We start from the raw sequence: 18,676 nt of genomic DNA on the forward strand, positions 1-18,676 counted from the left end.
CGCCGGCTCAGGCGGTGGAGTGCCGTCACACGTGTTCAAAACTGCATCGCGCAGCAGAAGCGACCAGACAGACCGACCCTCCGCCATGGGGCGAATCACCCCCGGCCTGAAGGCCGGGGCACTCTCCTCTACGAGAGGTAGGGGCGGTGGCAGGAAGCAAGGCCCGCCTGGGTGAGCAGGACGTGCATGCGCTCCGTGAGCTGGGAGATGTCGTCGGCGGGCAAGCGGAACGGCAGGCGTACGTCGCCGTTGCCGCGGGCCCGCTCGATGCGCAGGGTGAGTCCGTGGCGGTCGACGGCGAGGGGCTGGACGCGCACCGCGCCGTGCAGGCTGTCCGGTTCGACGAGGCGCGTGAGCCGTTCGACGGCGTCCGGGTGGGCGTCGGCGAGATGGGTCAGGAGGTGGGCCTCGGCGAGGGCGAGCGGATCGGGCCGGGCGTCGGCCAGTTCGTCCAGGTCGACCACCACGGTCCCGCCGGGCCGGCGCAGCACCGCGCGGGTGGTGCGGAACGCCAGCTGCCCGTCCTCGGGCACGAACCAGCCGGCGAGCCAGAGCCGGGCCCGGATCCGGTTCCGCACGGGAACGGGCGCGACATCGGCGAACTCCAGGACGGCGGACGGTTCTCCGCGCGGTGAGCAGATGGCCGCGGCGAGCAGCGCGCTGTCCTCCGGCACCCGCAGGAGCACCCGGCCGTCCTCGGTGACGGAGTGCGAGCCGACGAACTCCTCCCGGCCGCCCTCCGCGCTCACGGCGCAGGACCAGGCCGCGGCGAGCACCGAGCGGGCGTGCTGCGCCGCGGCGGGCGCGGCCGTCCAGGTGTGACGGTCACCCATCGACTTCCTCCTTAGGTAAGGCTTGCCTAACCTATCGGAGATCGGGCCGTACGCCAACCACTCCCCGCCCAAAGGAGGTGTCAGGAAGTGATCGCGCCGAGCAGCGCCCGCGCGCACAGGTCCCGCACCTGGTCACGGGTCAGCTCCGCGCCCCGGAGCCACTCCAGGCACACGGCCGTGGTGAAGGCCAGCCAGCCGCGGACGGCCACACGGAGTTCGGGCCGGTCCTCGGCGGACCGGCCGAGCTCGGGATCCGCCGCCAGGGCCTCCAGGATCTGCCGCTCCTGCGCGGCCAGCGCCTGCTGATAGACCCTGCGCACGGCCTGGTCCCCGGCCGCGTCGGCACGGTGGAAGGCGCGGAACCCGTGCGCGTGCTCCTGCACGTACCCGAGGAAGACGTCCAGGCCCGCGCCCAGTTGCTCGCGCACCGGGACACCGGGCACCGCCGCGGTCATCCGCAGCATCCGCCCGCTCTCCCGCTCGACCACGGCGGCGAAGAAGTCCCGCTTGGTCGGGAAGTAGTGGTACAGCAGACCGCGTGAGACTCCGGCGATCTCGGCGACCTGCTCGATCCAGACGTCGTCGTACGGACTCTCCGAGAACAGGCGGGCGCCGACCGACAGCAGCTGCTCCCGGCGCTCGGCGGTACTGAGCCGGCGGCGTGCGCGCTCCCCCTGCCTCCCCGTCATGCCCGCACTTTACTTGACGCGAGTTCAGCGACGGGATCAGACTGAAAGCCGCTATTGAACTCGCGTACAACAGGCTCAACCTGCCCGGCTCACAAGGGAGATGGCGTCATGGCGGACTCGAAGGAGGGGCCCCGGCCCAAGGGGTTCCGCAGTGCGGAACTGGGCTGGCCCGAGCTGCACCGCATCCCGCACCCCCCGCGCCGTGTCCCTCTGGTCGGTGATGTCCTCGGCGCAAGCATCCGCTCGCCGCTCCAGGACTCCATGAAGTTCGGGCGCCGGCTCGGACCGATCTTCCGGCGCCGGGCCTTCCGCAACGAGATCGTCTTCGTCTGGGGCGCGGAACTCGCCGCCGAACTGGCCGACGAATCACGCTTCGCCAAGCACGTGGGCCTGGGGGTCGCCAACCTCCGCCCGGTCGCCGGGGACGGACTGTTCACCGCCTACAACCACGAGCCCAACTGGCAGTTGGCGCACGACGTCCTCGCCCCCGGGTTCAGCCGCGAGGCCATGGAGGGCTACCACCCGATGATGCTGGCCGTGACCGAACGGCTGACGGACCACTGGGACCGGGAACAGGCCGCGGGCCGCGCGGTGGACGTGCCGGGCGACATGACGAAGCTGACCCTGGAGACCATCGCCAGGACCGGTTTCGGCCATGACTTCGCCTCCTTCGAACGCTCCCGGCCGCACCCCTTCGTGAACGCGATGGTGGGCACGCTGACCCACGCGCAGCGCCTGAACGTCGTCCCGGTGCCGCTGGCGCCGCTCCTGCTGCGGGGCGCCTCCCGGCGCAACGCGGCGGACATGGCGTACCTCAACCGCACGGTCGACGCCGTGGTGGCCTCCCGCCGCAGCGGCGGCGGGAGCGGGGGCGGCGGGGGCGGGGGCGACCTGCTCGACCGGATGCTGGAGACGGCCCGCCCCGGCACCGGGGAGCGGCTGACCCCGGAGAACATCCGCCGCCAGGTCATCACCTTCCTGATCGCCGGCCACGAGACCACCTCGGGCGCCCTGTCCTTCGCCCTGCACTACCTCGCCCGCCACCCGGAGGCCGCCACCCGCGCGCGGGCCGAGGTCGAGCGGGTCTGGGGCGGCACGGACCGGCCCGGCTACGAGCAGGTCGCCAGACTCCGCTACGTACGCCGGGTCCTGGACGAGTCGCTGCGGCTGTGGCCGACGGCACCGGCGTTCGCGCGCGAGGCCCGCCACGACACCCTGCTCGGCGGTGTCCATCCGATGCGCCGGGGAGCGTGGGCGCTGGTCCTGACCGCGATGCTTCACCGCGACCCGCGGGTGTGGGGCGCCGACGCGGAGGAGTTCGACCCGGACCGCTTCGACGCGAAGGCCGTACGGGCCCGCCCCGCGCACACCTTCAAGCCGTTCGGCACCGGGGCGCGCGCCTGCATCGGCCGCCAGTTCGCGCTGCACGAGGCGACCCTGGTCCTCGGTCTGCTGCTGCGCCGCTACGACCTGCGGCCCGATCCCGGTTACCGGCTGCGGGTGGCCGAGCGGCTGACGCTGATGCCGGAGGGGCTGCGCCTGCACCTCGAACGGCGCCCGCCCGTGCCGACGGGGCCTCAGGCGGCCCTGGCCCGCGCGATCGAGTGAGACTCCGCCCCCGGGTCGCCGGAACACGGGGTCCCTTGAGGCCCGCTCAGGCCTGGGCGGTCCAGTGGCCGGGGCGGCCGACCGAGTCCGGGAGCAGGGTGCCGGCGCCGCCTCGGGCCGCGTCGAGCTGCGGCTGGGTGAGGAAGAGGGCCCCGGTCAGATCGGCGTCGGTGAGGTCGGTGTCCCGGAGGTCGGCGCCGAGCAGATCGGCCCCGCGCAGATCGGCCCCGGAGAGATCGGCCGCGATGAGCAGCGCCCCGCGCAGACTCGCGCCGCGCAGATCGGCGCCCTTGAGACGCGCACCCATCAGATCGGCGCCGCGCCGGTCCTTCCCCCGGCCGGCGACGGTCCCCGCCCGGACGAGTTCGCTGACCCGCAGCAGCAGTTCGCCGGTCTCTTGCCGGTGCGCGCCGACATCCAGCACGGCCAGCTCCCGCGCCGTCCCCCGGGTGAGGCGCTCGGTCGTGGAGAGCAGACGCCGGACGTCCGCGTGCGCGGGCCGCGCGGCCCGGAGCGCGAGTGCCTCGGTCAGGTACCGGAGCATCTCGTGGAGATGGCGTACGACGGGGAACACGTCGAACATCAGCCGGGCGTCCTCCTCGGACCCCGAGCGCCAGTCCACTCCGTGGAAGGTCACCTGGGAGACGTGCTGCCCGGCGCCGAAGCAGTCGTAGACCGTGCAGCCGGTGAACCCCTTCTGCCGCAGCCGGGTGTGGATGCCGCACCGGGAGTCGCTCCGCAGGTTCGGGCAGGGTGCGCCCGCGCCCTTGTCGATCGCGAAGTCGGCCGAGCGGGCGAAGGGCAGGGCGACGCAGCACAGCCCGAAGCACCGGCCGCAGTCGGCGCGCAGTTCGTCACGAGGCTCCGGGGATGCGCTGACTTCTTCTGGCATGTCCTCCAGCCTACCGATCCCGCGGGTGCCCTGAGCTGCGCCGACTTCCCCGCCAGTCCCCTCGCGCGGTGACCGGGCGCTCGCGCTCCGGATGTTCGGCGTCACACCGGGTATCGACTCCGCCATGGACGACACCGCGTTCCCCGGTCTCCCCGCCCCTCCCCCGCTGGGCGCGAGCGCCCTGCCGGCCGGCACGTACGACGGCTCGCTCGTGCTCGTCACCGGTGGCGGCACGGGACTGGGGAAGGCGATCGCGGCGGAGTTCGCCCGTCTCGGCGCCGACCTTCTGATCGTCAGTCGCCGCGAGCGGCATCTCTCGCGCGCTCGGGCGGAGTTGGCGAAGCTGGGCACCCGGGTCGGCTCCGCCGTCTGTGACATCCGGGACCCGAAGCGCGTCTCCGAGGTGTTCGACGGATGCGCGCTGCCCGACGTCCTGGTCAACAACGCGGCGGCCAACTTCCCCGTCGCCACGGAGGACATGTCCCCCAACGCCTGGCAGGCGGTCGTCGACATCACGCTCACAGGAACGTTTCTGATGACCCGTGAGTTCGGCCGCCGTCATCTGGCGGCTGGCACACCGGGGTCGGTCATCGACGTCGGCGCGTCCTACGCCTGGACGGGTGGCCCCGGTTTCGCGCACAGCGCCGCGGCCAAGGCGGGCGTGGAGAGCCTGGTGCGGACCCTGGCCGTCGAGTGGGGGCCGTACGGCATCCAGGTCAACGGCCTGGTGCCGGGGCTGATGCCGCACGAGGACATGACGGACGACATCCGCGGCAATCTGGCCCGGGCCTCGGCGGCGCCCGTTGCCACGGACGGCGGGAGCACGGGGAACCGCGGGAACGCGCGGGCGGCGGACGACGCGGGAGGGGAGGGCGACGGTGGCAGGGGCGAGGGCGGTGGCGAGGGTGACCCGGGGCGCGCCGCGCTCGACCGGCGGCAGCCCGCCCTGCGCGTCGGCGCACCCCGTGAACTCGGCTGGGCCGCCACCTTCCTGGCCTCCCCCTACGCCCGTTTCATCACCGGACACACCCTGGTGGTGGACGGCGCCAACTGGCAGCGCAGGGACCTGGTGACCCCGCCGGTCGTGCCGGTGCGGGACCAGCTGGGGCGTGGTCCCTTCACCGGCTGACCGTCATTCCCCCGGCCGCTCCCCCGCGAGATCGAGCCCGGCGAGCCGCTCGGGGTCGGCCAGGATGTACAGCGCGACGATCCTGCCGTCCACGACGGAGACACCCATGACGGACTGCGGCCGGCCGTCCACGATCGCGACGACCCCCGCCTCCCCGTTGACCCGGACGAGCCGCGAACTCGCCGCGAACCGGCGGAAGGCGAGCGCCTGCCGGGCCACCGCCTCGGCTCCGCGCACCAGCTTGGACACGGTCACGCCGCCGACCAGCGCGCCCGCGTCCGCGCGCAGGACGACCTCGGGATCGAGGACGGTGACGAGTGCCTCGAAGTCCCCGTCGCGCGAGGCCGCGAGGAAGGCGCCGAGCACCTCCCGCTGGCGCACGGCGTCCCGTTCGGGCTCGGGCGCGGCTTCCTTGACCCGGCGGCGCGCCCGGCTGGCGAGCTGACGGGTGGCAGCCGCGTTGCGGCCCACGACGGGCGCGATGTCGTCGAAGGGCACCGCGAACATGTCGTGCAGCACGAACGCGAGCCGCTCGGCGGGTTCCAGGGTCTCCAGGACGACGAGGAGGGCGAGCCCGACCGAGTCGGCCAGCAGCACCTCCTGTTCGGGGTCGATCCGGTCCAGGGGGCTGACCACGGGGTCGGGGACGAAGGTGCCGGAGGGTTCCAGCGGGTCCTCGCGGCGCGCGGCGCGCGAGCGCAGCAGGTCCAGGCACACCCGGCCGGTCACGGTGGTCAGCCAGCCGCCCAGGTTCCTGATCTCGTCGGAGTCGGTGCGGCCGAGCTTGAGCCAGGTCTCCTGGACGGCGTCGTCCGCCTCGCTCAGCGATCCGAGCATCCGGTAGGCCACCGCTCGCAGCCGGCCCCGGTGCTCCTCGAACTCCTTCGCGAGCAGTTCACTGTCGGACATCGCTCCCCCTGTCTCGTCGTACGCGGCAGGGACCGATCAGAACACGGGGGTCACTTTCCCTCGAAGCGGGGCGCGCGGCGAACTCCCTTGGCCGCGTATCCCTCCGCCGCGTCGTCGGAGGTGAGGGTGAGCGCGGCGGACAGGGCGGTCCGGTCGAGTGCCGCGGTCACGGGGGCCTCGGCGTAGGCGTCGATGCCGTGCTTGACGCCCTGGACGGCGAGCGGCGCGTTGGCGGCGATCTCGGCGGCGACGGTCCGGGCCGTCGCGTCCAGCTCGGCCTCCTCCGTGAGGAGTTGGACGAGGTGCAGGCGTTCGGCCGTCGGCGCGTCCAGTCGTCTCCCGGTCAGCGCCAGGTACTTCGCCCACCCGGCGCCGGCCTCGCGGGCGATCCGCAGGTCCCCGCCGGCGTCGACGGCGAGTCCCAACTGGGCTTCGGGCAGGGCGAACACGGCGTCGCGGGCGGCGATCCTGATGTCCGCCATCAGTGCCAGTTCGAAGCCGAAGCCGAGGCAGTAGCCCTGGACGGCCGCGACGACGGGCTGGGGCAGTCGCGCGAAGGCCGCGAACCGCTCGTGGGCCCAGCGGATGCCCTCGTAGTAGGCGCGGGCCCGCTCGGCGCCCGAGCGGCCGGTGATCGCGCCGCCCGGGGCGCTCACGTCGATCCCCGCGCAGAAGGCGCGCCCCTCGGCCCGCAGCAGCACCGCCCGGACCGACGGGTCGAAGCGTATCCGGTCGGCGAACAGACCGAGTTGGCGCGTGGACTCCCAGCTCCACGCGTTGAGTTTGGCCGGCCGGCACAGGGTGAGGACGGCGATGCCGTCCTGCCTGTCGAGGCGGAGCCGCTCCTCGCCCTCGGGGACGTCCGTGCGGGTGGTGTCGATCATCCGTGCCCCCTCAGGAATTTGACAGGCCGTCAGAATCCTAGAGGAGGACGGGTGATGACCGGGAGGGCCGGGCAGGTGACGACTCGGGGGGCGGCCGGTGGCTCAGACGTCGTCGCGGGTCAGCGCCAGCAGCCGGTCCAGTACGCGCGGGCCGCCGGCCCGTACCCCGTCGTGCTCGAACTCGTCGGTCACCCAGGTGCGCAGGCCCCGGATGGCGCGGGCGGTGGCCAGCGAGTGGTCGGCGTCGACGTACATGTCGTCGTGGTAGACCGCCGCCGCGACGGGCACCTCGTTCGCGGCGAGGCGGGCCGGGTCGTACAGCGGTGCCCAGTCGGTGCGGGCGGCCAGTTCCTCGGCGGTGTCGCGCAGCGGACGCAGCGCCGGGTCGGTCTCGAACGTCCAGGGGTGCACGGACTCGCCGGTGAAGAGCAGGGGCCCGTCGTCGGCGAGGGTCTTGGCCGCGTCGAACTGGGGGAACTCGGCGCGCACCCGCTCGGCGGACCACGCGGTGGGGCGGCCGCCCTGGGCGTAGATGGCCTCGTGGACCAGCGCGTACAGCGGGTGGCCCGCGTACGACAGCAGCGCCTGGACCTCCTCCTGGAAGGCGTCAGAGAGGGCGGGGCCCTGCGGGGTGCGGACGAAGGCGTCCTCCAGCAGGAAGTGCAGGCGGTGGCTGCCGTCGCTGCCGCCGAGCAGGATGCCGAGCGACTGGAAGGCCTCGGCGGTCAGGCGGTAGCCGCCGCTGAGGACCGGCTCGTGCTGGAGCAGGTACTCCGCGATCCGGCGGGCGCGCTCGACGTCCTGCGGGTAGCGGGCGTAGTGCGCGGCGACCTTGCGCTCGATGCGCGGGTAGGCGGCGCGGTAGACGTCGTCCGCGTGCCCGTCGAGGGAGGGCAGTCCGCCGGTGACGACGGCGGCGCTCAGCCCCTCGGGGGCGCTGGAGAGGTAGCGCACGGTGCAGAAGCCGCCGAAGCTCTGGCCGAGCACCGTCCAGGGCGCTCCGCCGGTCAGCCCGGGCCGGATGGCCTCGCAGTCCCGGACGATGGAGTCGGCGCGGAAGTGGGCGAGGTAGTCGGCCTGCTCGCGGGGGCCGCCGCGCAGCGGGAGCGTCTGCCGGTTGGCGGGGGTGGAACGGCCGGTGCCGCGCTGGTCGAGCAGCAGGACGCGGAAGTCGTTCAGGGCCCGGTCGAGCCAGGCCTGACGGCCGACGAAACGATTCGCCCCGAAGCCGGGGCCACCCTGGAGGTAGACCATCCAGGGCAGGTTCTGGTGCACCTTGTCGCTCGCGACGACCTCGCGGGCGAACAGGTCGATGCTCTCGCCCGCGGGCCGGTCGTGGTCGAGAGGCACGGTGAAGCGGTGGTCGGTGAGGACGACACCGGGCTGGCGGTAGCTGACGGTCAACAGGTCTCCCGAGACGTACGGATTCCAGACTGCGTCCCAGTTGAGCACATCTCGCCCGGGCTCCGCGGCCCGGGGATCGGGAAAATGAACTGAACAGTGACTCAGCAGCCCGGTGACCGGGAACTGAACCGCTGGTCAGCGCGCCGCCAGGCTGGAGTGGCGCACCACCAGCTCCGGCTGGAGCACGACCCGCCGGTGTTCGTGCGGCGCGGACGTGGTCTCCGCGTCGATCTCCTCCAGGAGCAGCTCGGCCGCGAGGGCCCCCATGGTCACCGCCGGCTGGCGTACGGAGGTGAGCGGGACGACCGCCGCCGCGGCGAACTCGATGTCGTCGTAGCCGACGATCGCGAGGTCGTCGGGCACGCCGACCCCGGCCGCGTACATGGCCTGGAGGACGCCGAGCGCGAGCAGGTCGTTGGCGCAGAAGACGGCGGTGGGCCGTTCGGCCAGGCCCAGGAGCCGGGCTCCGGCGTCGCGTCCCGCGGCCACGTCCAGGCGCTCGGTGGGCAGCTCGCGCAGCTGCTCCGGGCCGAGGCCGGCCTCGCGCAGGGCGTTCAGCGCGCCCGTACGGCGGTCCCTCACCTGGCTGAGCCCGGGCGGTCCGCTGACGTACGCGATGGAACGGTGTCCGGCGTCCACGAGGTGCCGCACGGCCAGCGCGCCGCCCGCCACGTCGTCGACCGAGACCGAGCACTCGGTGGTGCCCTCGGCGACCCGGTCGACCAGCACGAAGGGGATGCCGTTGCGGCGGAACGCCTCGATGTTGCGCCCGCTCGCGTCCGACGGTGTCAGCAGCACCCCGCGCACCCGCTGCTCGGCGAAGAGCGACAGATAGTCGGCCTCCTCGCTCGGGGACTGCGCGCTGTTGCAGACCATCACCCCGAGTCCGGTCTCCCGCGCGGCACGCTCGGCGCCGCGCGCGACGTCCACGAAGAACGGGTTGCCCATGTCGAGCACGAGCAGGCCCATGATCCGGCTGCGCCCGGCCCGCAGCTGGCGGGCCGACTCGCTGCGCACATAGCCGAGCCGGTCGATGGCGGACTGGACGCGTGCCCGGGTCTCGGAGGCCACCGACTCCGGGCGGTTGATCACGTTCGAGACCGTGCCGACCGAGACTCCGGCGGCACGGGCGACGTCCTTGATACCCACCGACTGGGCCATCGGGCGGGAACCTCCAGAAGAACGAGAAGCGGCTGGCCGGCCCTCAGATTACCCGCGAGGGGGCCGGATCCGGCGGCCATGCGGGCAGCCGGGGATCGGTGACCGGCCGTACGGGTACGCCGTAGGGCCGCCTGTGGCAGGTCGGGGCGTGCGGGGCACGCGCGGGCGGTGGATGGAGCGGGTCAGGCGAGATGGAACACCTCGGTGAGGGGTTTCATCGCCTCGTCGGGTCCGGCGCCGTCCAGCGCGGTGAAGAACGGCGCCATCTCCTTCTGCCAGCGGGCGTTGACGTCGGTTGCCTCCATGGCGGCACGGGCGGCCGTGAAGTCCTCGGTCTCCAGATAGCCGACCAGCAGGCCGTCCTCGCGCAGGAAGAGCGAGTAGTTGTGCCAGCCGCCGGCCGAGAGCGCGTCGAGCATCTCGGGCCACACGGCGGCGTGCCGCTCGCGGTACGCGTCGAGGCGGTCCGCACGGACCTTCAGCACAAAGCACACGCGTTGCATCGATGACCCTCCGGGGCCTGGGAGCCGGGCCGGCGCGACGGTGGCCGCACCGGCCCGGCACACCGTCAGAAGTCGAACCGGTCGATGTTCTTCGCGTCGAAGACGGTCGGCTTGCCGAGGCTGATCACGCTGTCCTTGCCGATCGTGAACGAGCCCATGTCGCCGGCCTTGAAGGTCTCGCCCTCCTTGCCGATGATCTGCCCCGAGGCGAGCGCGACGGCCGTGCGCGCGGCCAGCTCGCCGAGCTTGGCCGGGTCCCACAGCTCGAAGGCCTCGACCGTGCCGTTCTTGACGTACTTGCGCATGTCGTTGGGGGTGCCGAGGCCGGTCAGCTTGACCTTGCCCTTGTACTTGGAGCCCGACAGGTACTGGGCGGCGGCCTTGATGCCGACCGTGGTCGGGGAGATGATCCCCTTCAGGTTCGGGTGCTCCTGGAGCAGACCCTGTGTCTGCTGGAAGGACTGCTGGGCCTCGTCGTTGCCGTAGGCGACCTTGACCAGCTTCACGTCCTTGTACTTGGGGTCCTTCAGCTCGTCCTTCATGTAGTCGATCCAGGTGTTCTGGTTCGTCGCGGTCTGCGCGGCGGACAGGATCGCGATCTCGCCCTTGAAGTCGATCTGCTGCGCGAGGAGTTGCACCTCGGTGCGGCCGAGGTCCTCGGCGCTCGCCTGCGAGACGAAGGCGTTGCGGCAGTCGGTCTTGGTGTCGGAGTCGTAGGTGACGACCTTGATCTTGTTCGTCATGGCCTGCTTGAGCGCGGTGCACAGGGCGCCGGGGTCCTGGGCGGAGACGGCCATCGCGTCGACCTGCTGCTGGGTGAGCGTGTTGACGTAACTCACCTGGCCGCTGGTGTCGGTGGCGCTGTTGGTGCCGACCTCCTTGTACTTCGAGCCCAGTTCGGTCAGCGCCTTCTCGCCGCCCTTGTCCGAGGAGGTGAAGTACGGGTTGTTGACCGCCTTGGGCAGGAAGCCGACCGTGAGGCCCTTCTTCGTGGCCGCGTTCGGGTCCGCCGTGGCGCCCGAGGCGGCGGAGGCGCCGCCCGAGTCCTTGACGTCGTTCTTGGTGGTGCCGCCGCAGGCGGTGACGGCCAGGGCGAGGGAGGTGGCGGCTGCGAGCGCCGCGCAGGTGCGGCGGATCGATGATGTGCGCATGGCTGAGGGTTCCTTTACGACGGTGAGCGGACCGGGTGACGCGTAGGAGGCCGGGCGGAGCGGGGTCAGGGGACCGGAGTCGGGGCGGCGGCCGTGCGGGCCGCCCTCGCCACGGAGATCTGGCGCCCGACCCGGGGGCCGAGCACGGAGACGACGAGCAGGACGCCGGTGACGACGATCTGCGACTGCGCGGAGACGTTGAGGAGGCTCATCACGTTCTGGAGCGAGCCGAGCAGGAAGACTCCCGCGATCGCGCCGCCGAGCGTGCCCTTGCCGCCGTCGAAGTCGATGCCGCCGAGCAGGACGGCGGCCACGACGGACAGTTCGAGCCCGGTGGCGTTGTCGTAGCGGGCGCTTGCGTAGTGCAGGGCCCAGAACACGCCGGTCAGGGAGGCCATGAATCCGGTCGCGACGAACAGGATCAGCTTCTGCCGCTTGACCCGGACGCCGGCGAACCGGGCGGCCTCCTCGTTGGCGCCGATGGCGAACGCCGACCTCCCGAAGGGGGTGGCGTGCAGCACGAGCACGGCGACGGCGAGCAGCACCAGGAAGAGCGGGAGCGCCTGGGGCACGAAGGTGTCCCCGATGCGTCCGGCCGCGAAGTCCTGGTACTGGGTGGGGAAGTCGGTGACCGCGTCGGAGCCGAGCACGATCTGCGCGATGCCCCGGTAGGCGGCGAGGGTGCCGATGGTGACGGCGAGGGAGGGCAGCCCGAGCCGGGTCACGAGCAGGCCGTTGACGAGCCCGCACACCACGCCGAGCACCAGGCAGAGCGGGATGATCGTCTCGATCGCCATGCCCTGGTTCCACAGGGCGCCCATCACCGATCCCGAGAGCCCGGCCGTGGAGGCGACGGACAGGTCGATCTCGCCGGCCACCACGAGCAGGGTCATCGGCAGGGCGATCAGCGCGATCGGCAGGGTGTTGCCGATCAGGAACGACAGGTTGAGCGCGTTGCCGAAGCCGTCCACGAAGGAGAAGGAGAAGAGCAGCAGGACGATGAGGAGGGCGCCGACGACCGTGTCCCAGCGGACGGCGCGCGCGGCTACGGAGTCAGCCATGGCGGGCGTTCCTCTTCTTCAGTGCGGAGGCCACGCGCAGCGCGACGACCCGGTCGACCGCGATGGCGAGGATGAGCAGGACGCCGTTGATGGCGAGCACCCACACGGAGCTGACGCCGAGGGCGGGCAGGACGCTGTTGACCGAGGTGAGCAGCAGGGCGCCGAGGGCGGCTCCGTAGACGCTGCCCGAGCCGCCGGTGAAGACGACGCCGCCGACCACGACCGCGCTGACGACGGTGAGTTCGTAGCCGTTGCCCGTACCGGAGTCGACGTTGCCGAACCGGGCGAGATAGAGGGCGCCCGCGAGGCCGGCGAGGCCGCCGCAGACGACGTACGCGCTCAGGATGCGGTTGCGGACCGGGATGCCGGCCAGTCGCGCGGCCTCCGGGTTGGAGCCGAGCGCGTAGAGCTCGCGGCCGCTGCCGAAGTGCTTGAGGTAGTACGCGACGACGACCAGGACGGCCAGGGCGATCAGCGCGAGATAGGGGACCGCCGAGATGCCGCCGGAGCCGAAGTCGACGAAGCCGCCGGGGAGATCGGCCGCGGTGATCTGACGGGCGCCGACCCAGATGGAGTCGATTCCTCGGATGATGTAGAGGGTGCCGAGGGTGACGACGAGGGCGGGCACCTGGCCGAGGCTGACGAGCATGCCGTTGACCAGTCCGCAGCCGATGCCGAGCAGGACGGCGAGGAGGACCGCGACGACGGGGTTGCCGCCGCCCTGGAGGTACGTACCGGCCGCGAAGGCGCTGATGCCGAGGGTCGAGCCGACCGACAGGTCGACGTTGCGGGTGATGACGACGAGGGACTGGCCGGTGGCGACCAGGACGAGGATGGTCGCGTTCAGCAGCAGGTCCTTGATGCCCTGCTCGGACAGGAACTCGCTGTTGCCGAGCTGGGTGACGGCGATCATCACCAGGAAGACGGCCAGGATGGCGAGTTCACGCATCTTGAAGACGCGGTCCACCAGCCGGGTGCCGCTGGACCTGGGCACCTCGGTGGCGGGGGCGGGGGTGGGCGCGGTGACCGTCATGCGGCGGCCCTCCGGAGGATGATCGGGGTCATGCGGGCGGCCCTGTCGACGGCTGTCGTACGGACGGCGCTCTCGACGGCGGTCATGCGGCGGCCCTCCCGGTGGCGGCGGCCATCACGGATTCCTCGGTGGCTTCGGAACGGGGGATCTCGGCGGTGAGCCGGCCCTCGTGCATCACGAGCACGCGGTCGGCCATGCCGAGGATCTCGGGCAGATCGGAGGAGATCATCAGGACGGCCACGCCGTCGGCGGCCAACTCGCTGAGCAGCCGGTGCACTTCGGCCTTGGTGCCGACGTCGATGCCCCGGGTGGGCTCGTCGACGATCAGTACCTTGGGGCCGGTGGCCAGCCATTTGGCGAGGACCACCTTCTGCTGGTTGCCGCCGGAGAGCGTGGAGACGGTGTCGGCGATCCGGGCGTACTTCACCTGGAGTCTGACCGCCCAGTCGAGGGAGCGGCTGCGTTCGGCCCCGCGGTCCATCAGGCCCGCCCTGACCGTCGTACGCAGTCCAGTCAGGCCGATGTTGCGCTCGATGGACATGTCCATCACCAGGCCCTGGGCACGCCGGTCCTCGGGCACGAGGGCGAGCCCGGCGGCCATGGCGACGGAGGGGGCGCCGTTGGTCAGCGCGCGGCCCTCGACCTCCACCTCTCCGGCGTCCCAGCGGTCCACACCGAACACCGACCGCGCGACCTCCGTGCGGCCGGCTCCGACGAGTCCGGCCAGTCCGACGATCTCCCCGCGCCGGACGTCGAAGGAGACGTCGGTGAACACTCCTTCCCTGGTCAACCGGCGCACGCTCAGGGCGACTTCGCCCGCCTCGACGTCCTGTTTGGGGTAGAGCTCGTCGAGGTCGCGGCCGACCATCCGGCGTACCAGGTCGTCCTCCGTCATGCCCTCCAGCGGCTCGCTGGAGATGAGGGCCCCGTCGCGCAGGGTGGTGACGCGCCCGCAGATCCGGAAGATCTCCTCCAGCCGGTGCGAGATGAACAGCACCGCGGAGCCCTGCTCGCGCAGGGCGCGGACCACGCCGAACAGCCGGGCCACCTCGCTGCCGGTGAGGGCGGCGGTCGGCTCGTCCATGATCAGGACGCGGGCGTCGAAGGAGAGCGCCTTGGCGATCTCCACGATCTGCTGGTCGGCGATGGACAGTCCGCGCGCCGGGCGTTCGGGGTCGAGCTCGACGCCGAGGCGCTGCATGAGGGCCGCGGTCGCGGCGTGCGTGGCCTTGTGGTCGATGCGGCGAAAGGCCCGCCGTGGCTGACGGCCCATGAAGATGTTCTCGGCGATGGACAGGTCGGGGAAGAGGGTCGGTTCCTGGTAGATCACCGCGATGCCCGCGTCGCGGGCGTCGGCGGGACCGTGGAAGACGGTGGGTTCGCCGTCCAGCAGCACCTGGCCGGCGTCCGGTCGGTGCACGCCGGCGAGCGTCTTGATGAGGGTCGACTTGCCCGCGCCGTTCTCTCCGGCGAGCGCGTGCACCTCGCCGGGGAACAGTTCCAGGGACACGTCCCGCAGGGCGCGCACGGCGCCGAAGGACTTGGAGATGTCCTTCAGCGCCAGCACCGGGGCCGGTCCCGTGTCGGACGGGTGGGTCATGAGGGGCTCCTCGACAACGCCGGCGGGACGGCCCCACAGCGTCGTGAAAGGTTTCAATTGGATTGCCGGGACGTTAGGCATGCCACCCAGGTCGCGTCAATGGGTTCGTGTCGAAATTCTTCGGCGCCCGTGCGTCACAAGAGGGTCACGACGATCGACTCCTGCCGGAGGGGTTGACAGCCCTTCGGGGGGCTCATAGCTTCGCTGCTGAATCGTTTCAGAGCACTCGTTCCATGAACCTGTCGCACCCGAAGTCGTAGGAGTCCCGAAGTGACCGAGTTCGCCGCGGTGAAGGCCGCGCTCAAGACCCAGGCCGTCGAGACGCCGTCGTGGGCGTACGGGAACTCGGGCACCCGGTTCAAGGTGTTTGCGCAACCGGGCGTGCCGAGGACCCCGCAGGAGAAGCTGGACGACGCGGCCACGGTCCACGAGTTCACCGGCGCTGCCCCGACCGTCGCGCTGCACATCCCCTGGGACAGGACCGACGACTACACGGCACTCGCCAAGCACGCCGAGGAGCGCGGACTGAAGCTCGGCGCGATCAACTCCAACACCTTCCAGGACGACGACTACCGGCTCGGCTCCGTCTGCCACCCGGACGCCGCCGTGCGCCGCAAGGCCGTCGGCCATCTCCTCGAATGCGTCGACATCATGGACGCGACGGGTTCCAAAGACCTGAAGCTGTGGTTCGCCGACGGCACCAACTATCCCGGCCAGGACGACCTGCGGGGGCGGCAGGACCGGCTCGCGGAGGCGCTGGCACAGGTCTACGCGCGGCTCGGTGACGACCAGCGGATGCTCCTGGAGTACAAGTTCTTCGAGCCCGCCTTCTACGCCACGGACGTCCCCGACTGGGGCACCGCGTACGCGCACTGCCTCAAGCTCGGCCCCAAGGCGCAGGTCGTGGTCGACACCGGCCACCACGCCCCCGGCACCAACATCGAGTTCATCGTCGCCACGCTGCTGCGCGAGAACAAGCTCGGCGCGTTCGACTTCAACTCCCGCTTCTACGCCGACGACGACCTGATGGTGGGCGCCGCCGACCCCTTCCAGCTGTTCCGGATCATGTACGAGGTGATCCGCGGCGGCGGCTTCACCCCGGACGTCGCCTTCATGCTCGACCAGTGCCACAACATCGAGGCGAAGATCCCGGCGATCATCCGGTCCGTGATGAACGTGCAGGAGGCCACCGCCAAGGCGCTCCTCGTCGACGGGACCGCGCTCGGCGAGGCGCAGCGGAGCGGGGACGTTCTGGCGGCGAACGCGGTGCTCATGGACGCGTACAACACGGACGTGCGGCCGCTGCTCGCGGAGGTGCGCGCCGAGTTGGGGCTCGACGCCGATCCGGTGGCCGCCTATCGCCGGTCCGGGTACGCGGAGCGGATCGTCGCGGAGCGGGTCGGGGGGGCGCAGGCGGGGTGGGGGGCCTAGTTCTTCGCGCCGGGCCGCTCTCCCGGGGGAGGTTCCTCCGGGGGGCAGCTCGGCCCGGTCGGCCCGGCGAGTCGCGTCTGCCGCGCCCGGTGGTCCGCGGGGTGCGCGTCTCGCCGTAGCCGATCGCGCCGTTCCCCGCACCCCTGACGGGCGCTCCTGCTCACCTCTCTTCCAGGCGGGCCCGCGTCTCGCCGTGGCCGATCGCGCCGTTCCCCGCGCCCCTGACGGGGCACTTTTCCTCCCCCCTCTTCTCTTCTCTTTCAAAGGACCCGGAACATGGCACCCCATCCCGAAGCCGATGCTCTGCTGGCGCGGTCGCGTCGGCTCGGCGGCGATCCTCGCAACACCAACTACGCGGGCGGCAACACCTCCGCGAAGGGCACCGACACCGACCCCGTGACCGGCGGTGACGTGGAGCTGATGTGGGTGAAGGGGTCCGGTGGGGACCTCGGCACCCTCACCGAGGCCGGGCTCGCGGTGCTGCGGCTGGACCGGCTGCGGGCGATGACCGAGGTGTACCCGGGCGTCGAGCGCGAGGACGAGATGGTCGCCGCCTTCGACTACTGCCTGCACGGCAAGGGCGGTGCCGCGCCGTCGATCGACACGGCGATGCACGGGCTGGTCGACGCCCCGCACGTCGACCATCTGCACCCCGACTCGGGGATCGCGCTGGCCTGCGCGGCCGACGGGGAGAAACTGACCGCCGAGTGTTTCGGCGACCGGGTGGTGTGGGTCCCGTGGCGCCGGCCCGGGTTCCAGCTGGGGCTGGACATCGCGGCGGTCAAGGAGGCCAACCCGCGGGCTGTCGGCTGTGTCCTGGGGGGTCACGGCATCACCGCGTGGGGCGCCACCGCCGAGGAGTGCGAGCGCAACTCGCTGTACATCATCCGCACGGCCGAGGCCTTCCTCGCCGAGCGCGGGAAGGCGGAACCGTTCGGACCGGTCATCGAGGGGTACGAGGCCCTCGCCCCGCGGGAGCGCCGTGAGCGGGCTGCCGCGCTGGCCCCTCACCTCCGGGCCATCGCCTCCCAGGACCGCCCGCAGGTGGGCCACTTCACCGACTCCGACGAGGTGCTCGACTTCCTCGCCCGCGCCGAACACCCTCGGCTCGCGGCCCTCGGCACGTCCTGCCCGGACCACTTCCTGCGCACCAAGGTCAGGCCGCTCGTGCTCGACCTCCCGCCGGCCGCCTCCCTCGACGAGGCGGTCGCCCGGCTCGCGGAGCTGCACGCCGGGTACCGCGCCGAGTACGCGGCCTACTACGAGCGGCACGCGCTGCCCGGCTCCCCCGCGATGCGCGGCGCCGACCCGGCGATCGTGCTGGTCCCCGGTGTCGGCATGTTCTCCTTCGGCAAGGACAAGCAGACGGCGCGGGTGGCGGGCGAGTTCTACGTCAACGCCATCAACGTGATGCGAGGCGCCGAGGCCGTCTCGGTGTACGCGCCGATCGAGGAGTCGGAGAAGTTCCGGATCGAGTACTGGGCCCTGGAGGAGGCCAAGCTCCGGCGGATGCCCGAACCCAAGCCGCTCGCCACCCGCATCGCCCTGGTCACGGGCGCGGGCAGCGGCATCGGCCGGGCCGTCGCGGAACGGCTGGTGGCCGAGGGCGCCTGTGTCGTGGTCGCCGACCTGAACGCCGAGGCGGCCGAACGGGTCGCCGCGGAACTCGGCGGCCCCGACCGGGCCGTCGCCGTCGCCGTGGACGTCACGTCCGAGGAACAGATCACCGAGGCCTTCGGGGCCGCCGCGCTGGCCTTCGGCGGTGTCGACCTGGTGGTCAACAACGCGGGCATCTCCATCTCCAAGCCGCTCCTGGAGACCACCGCGAAGGACTGGGACCTCCAGCACGACATCATGGCGCGCGGCTCCTTCCTCGTCTCGCGCGAGGCGGCCCGGATCATGATCGCGCAGAAGCTGGGCGGCGACGTCGTCTACATCGCGTCCAAGAACGCCGTCTTCGCCGGCCCGAACAACATCGCCTACTCCGCGACCAAGGCCGACCAGGCCCACCAGGTACGGCTTCTGGCAGCCGAGTTGGGGGAGCACGGCATCCGGGTCAACGGTGTCAACCCGGACGGTGTCGTGCGCGGTTCGGGCATCTTCGCGGGCGGCTGGGGCGCGCAGCGGGCGGCGACGTACGGCATCGAGGAGGAGAAGCTCGGCGAGTTCTACGCCCAGCGGACCATCCTCAAGCGCGAGGTGCTGCCCGAGCACGTCGCGGCGGCCGTGTTCGCCCTGACCGGCGGGGACTTGACCCACACGACGGGTCTGCACATCCCGGTGGACGCCGGCGTGGCCGCCGCGTTCCTGCGATGACGCCGATGAGTTCCCCGGACACCTCCGCCCTGCGCGCCTCGCCCGCGCGCACCTCCCCGGCGCGCGTCTACG

Annotated in this window: 16 protein-coding genes; 4 read left to right on the forward strand and 12 right to left on the reverse strand. The window is 72.0% G+C overall.

Annotated features, from left to right (window positions below):
* Positions 1 to 128 precede the first annotated feature (128 nt).
* Positions 129 to 833: a DUF2470 domain-containing protein gene (locus ACZ4AA_RS33155; protein ID WP_467610977.1), complete on the reverse strand. Its 705-nt coding sequence runs from the start codon at positions 831 to 833 to the stop codon at positions 129 to 131.
* Positions 834 to 913: 80 nt separating this feature from the next.
* The gene (locus tag ACZ4AA_RS33160) at positions 914 to 1,522 is read right to left on the reverse strand and encodes a TetR/AcrR family transcriptional regulator (RefSeq protein ID WP_467610979.1); all 609 of its coding nucleotides are present in this window, start codon (positions 1,520 to 1,522) and stop codon (positions 914 to 916) included.
* A 108-nt stretch (positions 1,523 to 1,630) separates the two neighbouring features.
* Here ACZ4AA_RS33160 and ACZ4AA_RS33165 point away from each other — a divergent pair, with 108 nt between their 5' ends.
* On the forward strand, positions 1,631 to 3,130 hold the full coding sequence (locus ACZ4AA_RS33165; protein ID WP_467610981.1) for a cytochrome P450: 1,500 nt from the start codon (positions 1,631 to 1,633) through the stop codon (positions 3,128 to 3,130).
* 46 nt (positions 3,131 to 3,176) lie between these two features.
* Here ACZ4AA_RS33165 and ACZ4AA_RS33170 read toward each other — a convergent pair whose 3' ends face one another.
* Entirely contained in the window at positions 3,177 to 4,022 is an 846-nt protein-coding gene (locus tag ACZ4AA_RS33170; protein WP_467610983.1) for a pentapeptide repeat-containing protein, read from the reverse strand.
* 124 nt (positions 4,023 to 4,146) lie between these two features.
* Between ACZ4AA_RS33170 and ACZ4AA_RS33175 the strand changes: the two genes are divergently transcribed.
* Entirely contained in the window at positions 4,147 to 5,151 is a 1,005-nt protein-coding gene (locus ACZ4AA_RS33175) for an SDR family oxidoreductase (protein ID WP_467610985.1), read from the forward strand.
* Between the two features lie 3 nt (positions 5,152 to 5,154).
* Here the strand turns inward: ACZ4AA_RS33175 and sigJ are convergent, their stop codons facing one another.
* The 9 genes from sigJ to ACZ4AA_RS33220 form a co-directional block, all read right to left on the reverse strand.
* A complete protein-coding gene (sigJ, locus tag ACZ4AA_RS33180; protein WP_467610987.1) occupies positions 5,155 to 6,060 on the reverse strand; it encodes an RNA polymerase sigma factor SigJ in 906 nt (301 codons plus the stop codon).
* A 50-nt stretch (positions 6,061 to 6,110) separates the two neighbouring features.
* Positions 6,111 to 6,944, reverse strand: a complete 834-nt coding sequence (locus tag ACZ4AA_RS33185) for an enoyl-CoA hydratase/isomerase family protein (RefSeq protein WP_467610989.1) — start codon at positions 6,942 to 6,944, stop codon at positions 6,111 to 6,113.
* A gap of 102 nt (positions 6,945 to 7,046) precedes the next feature.
* A complete protein-coding gene (locus tag ACZ4AA_RS33190) occupies positions 7,047 to 8,348 on the reverse strand; it encodes an alpha/beta fold hydrolase (protein ID WP_467610991.1) in 1,302 nt (433 codons plus the stop codon).
* A 135-nt stretch (positions 8,349 to 8,483) separates the two neighbouring features.
* Positions 8,484 to 9,509 (reverse strand): LacI family DNA-binding transcriptional regulator, encoded by a 1,026-nt coding sequence (locus ACZ4AA_RS33195; protein WP_467610993.1) that lies wholly within the window; start codon positions 9,507 to 9,509, stop codon positions 8,484 to 8,486.
* Between the two features lie 182 nt (positions 9,510 to 9,691).
* Complete coding sequence (locus ACZ4AA_RS33200; protein ID WP_467610995.1) at positions 9,692 to 10,012, reverse strand: L-rhamnose mutarotase; 321 nt, start codon at positions 10,010 to 10,012, stop codon at positions 9,692 to 9,694.
* Positions 10,013 to 10,077: 65 nt separating this feature from the next.
* The gene (rhaS, locus tag ACZ4AA_RS33205; protein WP_467610997.1) at positions 10,078 to 11,163 is read right to left on the reverse strand and encodes a rhamnose ABC transporter substrate-binding protein; all 1,086 of its coding nucleotides are present in this window, start codon (positions 11,161 to 11,163) and stop codon (positions 10,078 to 10,080) included.
* Between the two features lie 65 nt (positions 11,164 to 11,228).
* On the reverse strand, positions 11,229 to 12,224 hold the full coding sequence (locus ACZ4AA_RS33210) for an ABC transporter permease (RefSeq protein ID WP_467610999.1): 996 nt from the start codon (positions 12,222 to 12,224) through the stop codon (positions 11,229 to 11,231).
* The gene (locus ACZ4AA_RS33215; protein ID WP_467611001.1) at positions 12,217 to 13,257 is read right to left on the reverse strand and encodes an ABC transporter permease; all 1,041 of its coding nucleotides are present in this window, start codon (positions 13,255 to 13,257) and stop codon (positions 12,217 to 12,219) included. Before ACZ4AA_RS33215 ends, ACZ4AA_RS33210 begins: the two co-directional genes overlap by 8 nt.
* An 82-nt stretch (positions 13,258 to 13,339) precedes the next feature.
* On the reverse strand, positions 13,340 to 14,857 hold the full coding sequence (locus ACZ4AA_RS33220) for a sugar ABC transporter ATP-binding protein (protein WP_467611003.1): 1,518 nt from the start codon (positions 14,855 to 14,857) through the stop codon (positions 13,340 to 13,342).
* Between the two features lie 270 nt (positions 14,858 to 15,127).
* Between ACZ4AA_RS33220 and rhaI the strand changes: the two genes are divergently transcribed.
* Positions 15,128 to 16,288 carry an L-rhamnose isomerase gene (rhaI, locus tag ACZ4AA_RS33225; protein ID WP_467611005.1) on the forward strand — a complete coding sequence of 387 codons (1,161 nt, stop codon included), beginning with the start codon at positions 15,128 to 15,130 and terminating at the stop codon, positions 16,286 to 16,288.
* Between the two features lie 276 nt (positions 16,289 to 16,564).
* Positions 16,565 to 18,604 carry a bifunctional aldolase/short-chain dehydrogenase gene (locus tag ACZ4AA_RS33230; RefSeq protein WP_467611007.1) on the forward strand — a complete coding sequence of 680 codons (2,040 nt, stop codon included), beginning with the start codon at positions 16,565 to 16,567 and terminating at the stop codon, positions 18,602 to 18,604.
* The last annotated feature ends 72 nt before the right edge of the window (positions 18,605 to 18,676 follow it).

The sequence above is a fragment of the Streptomyces sp. NPDC024698 genome (assembly GCF_055559015.1).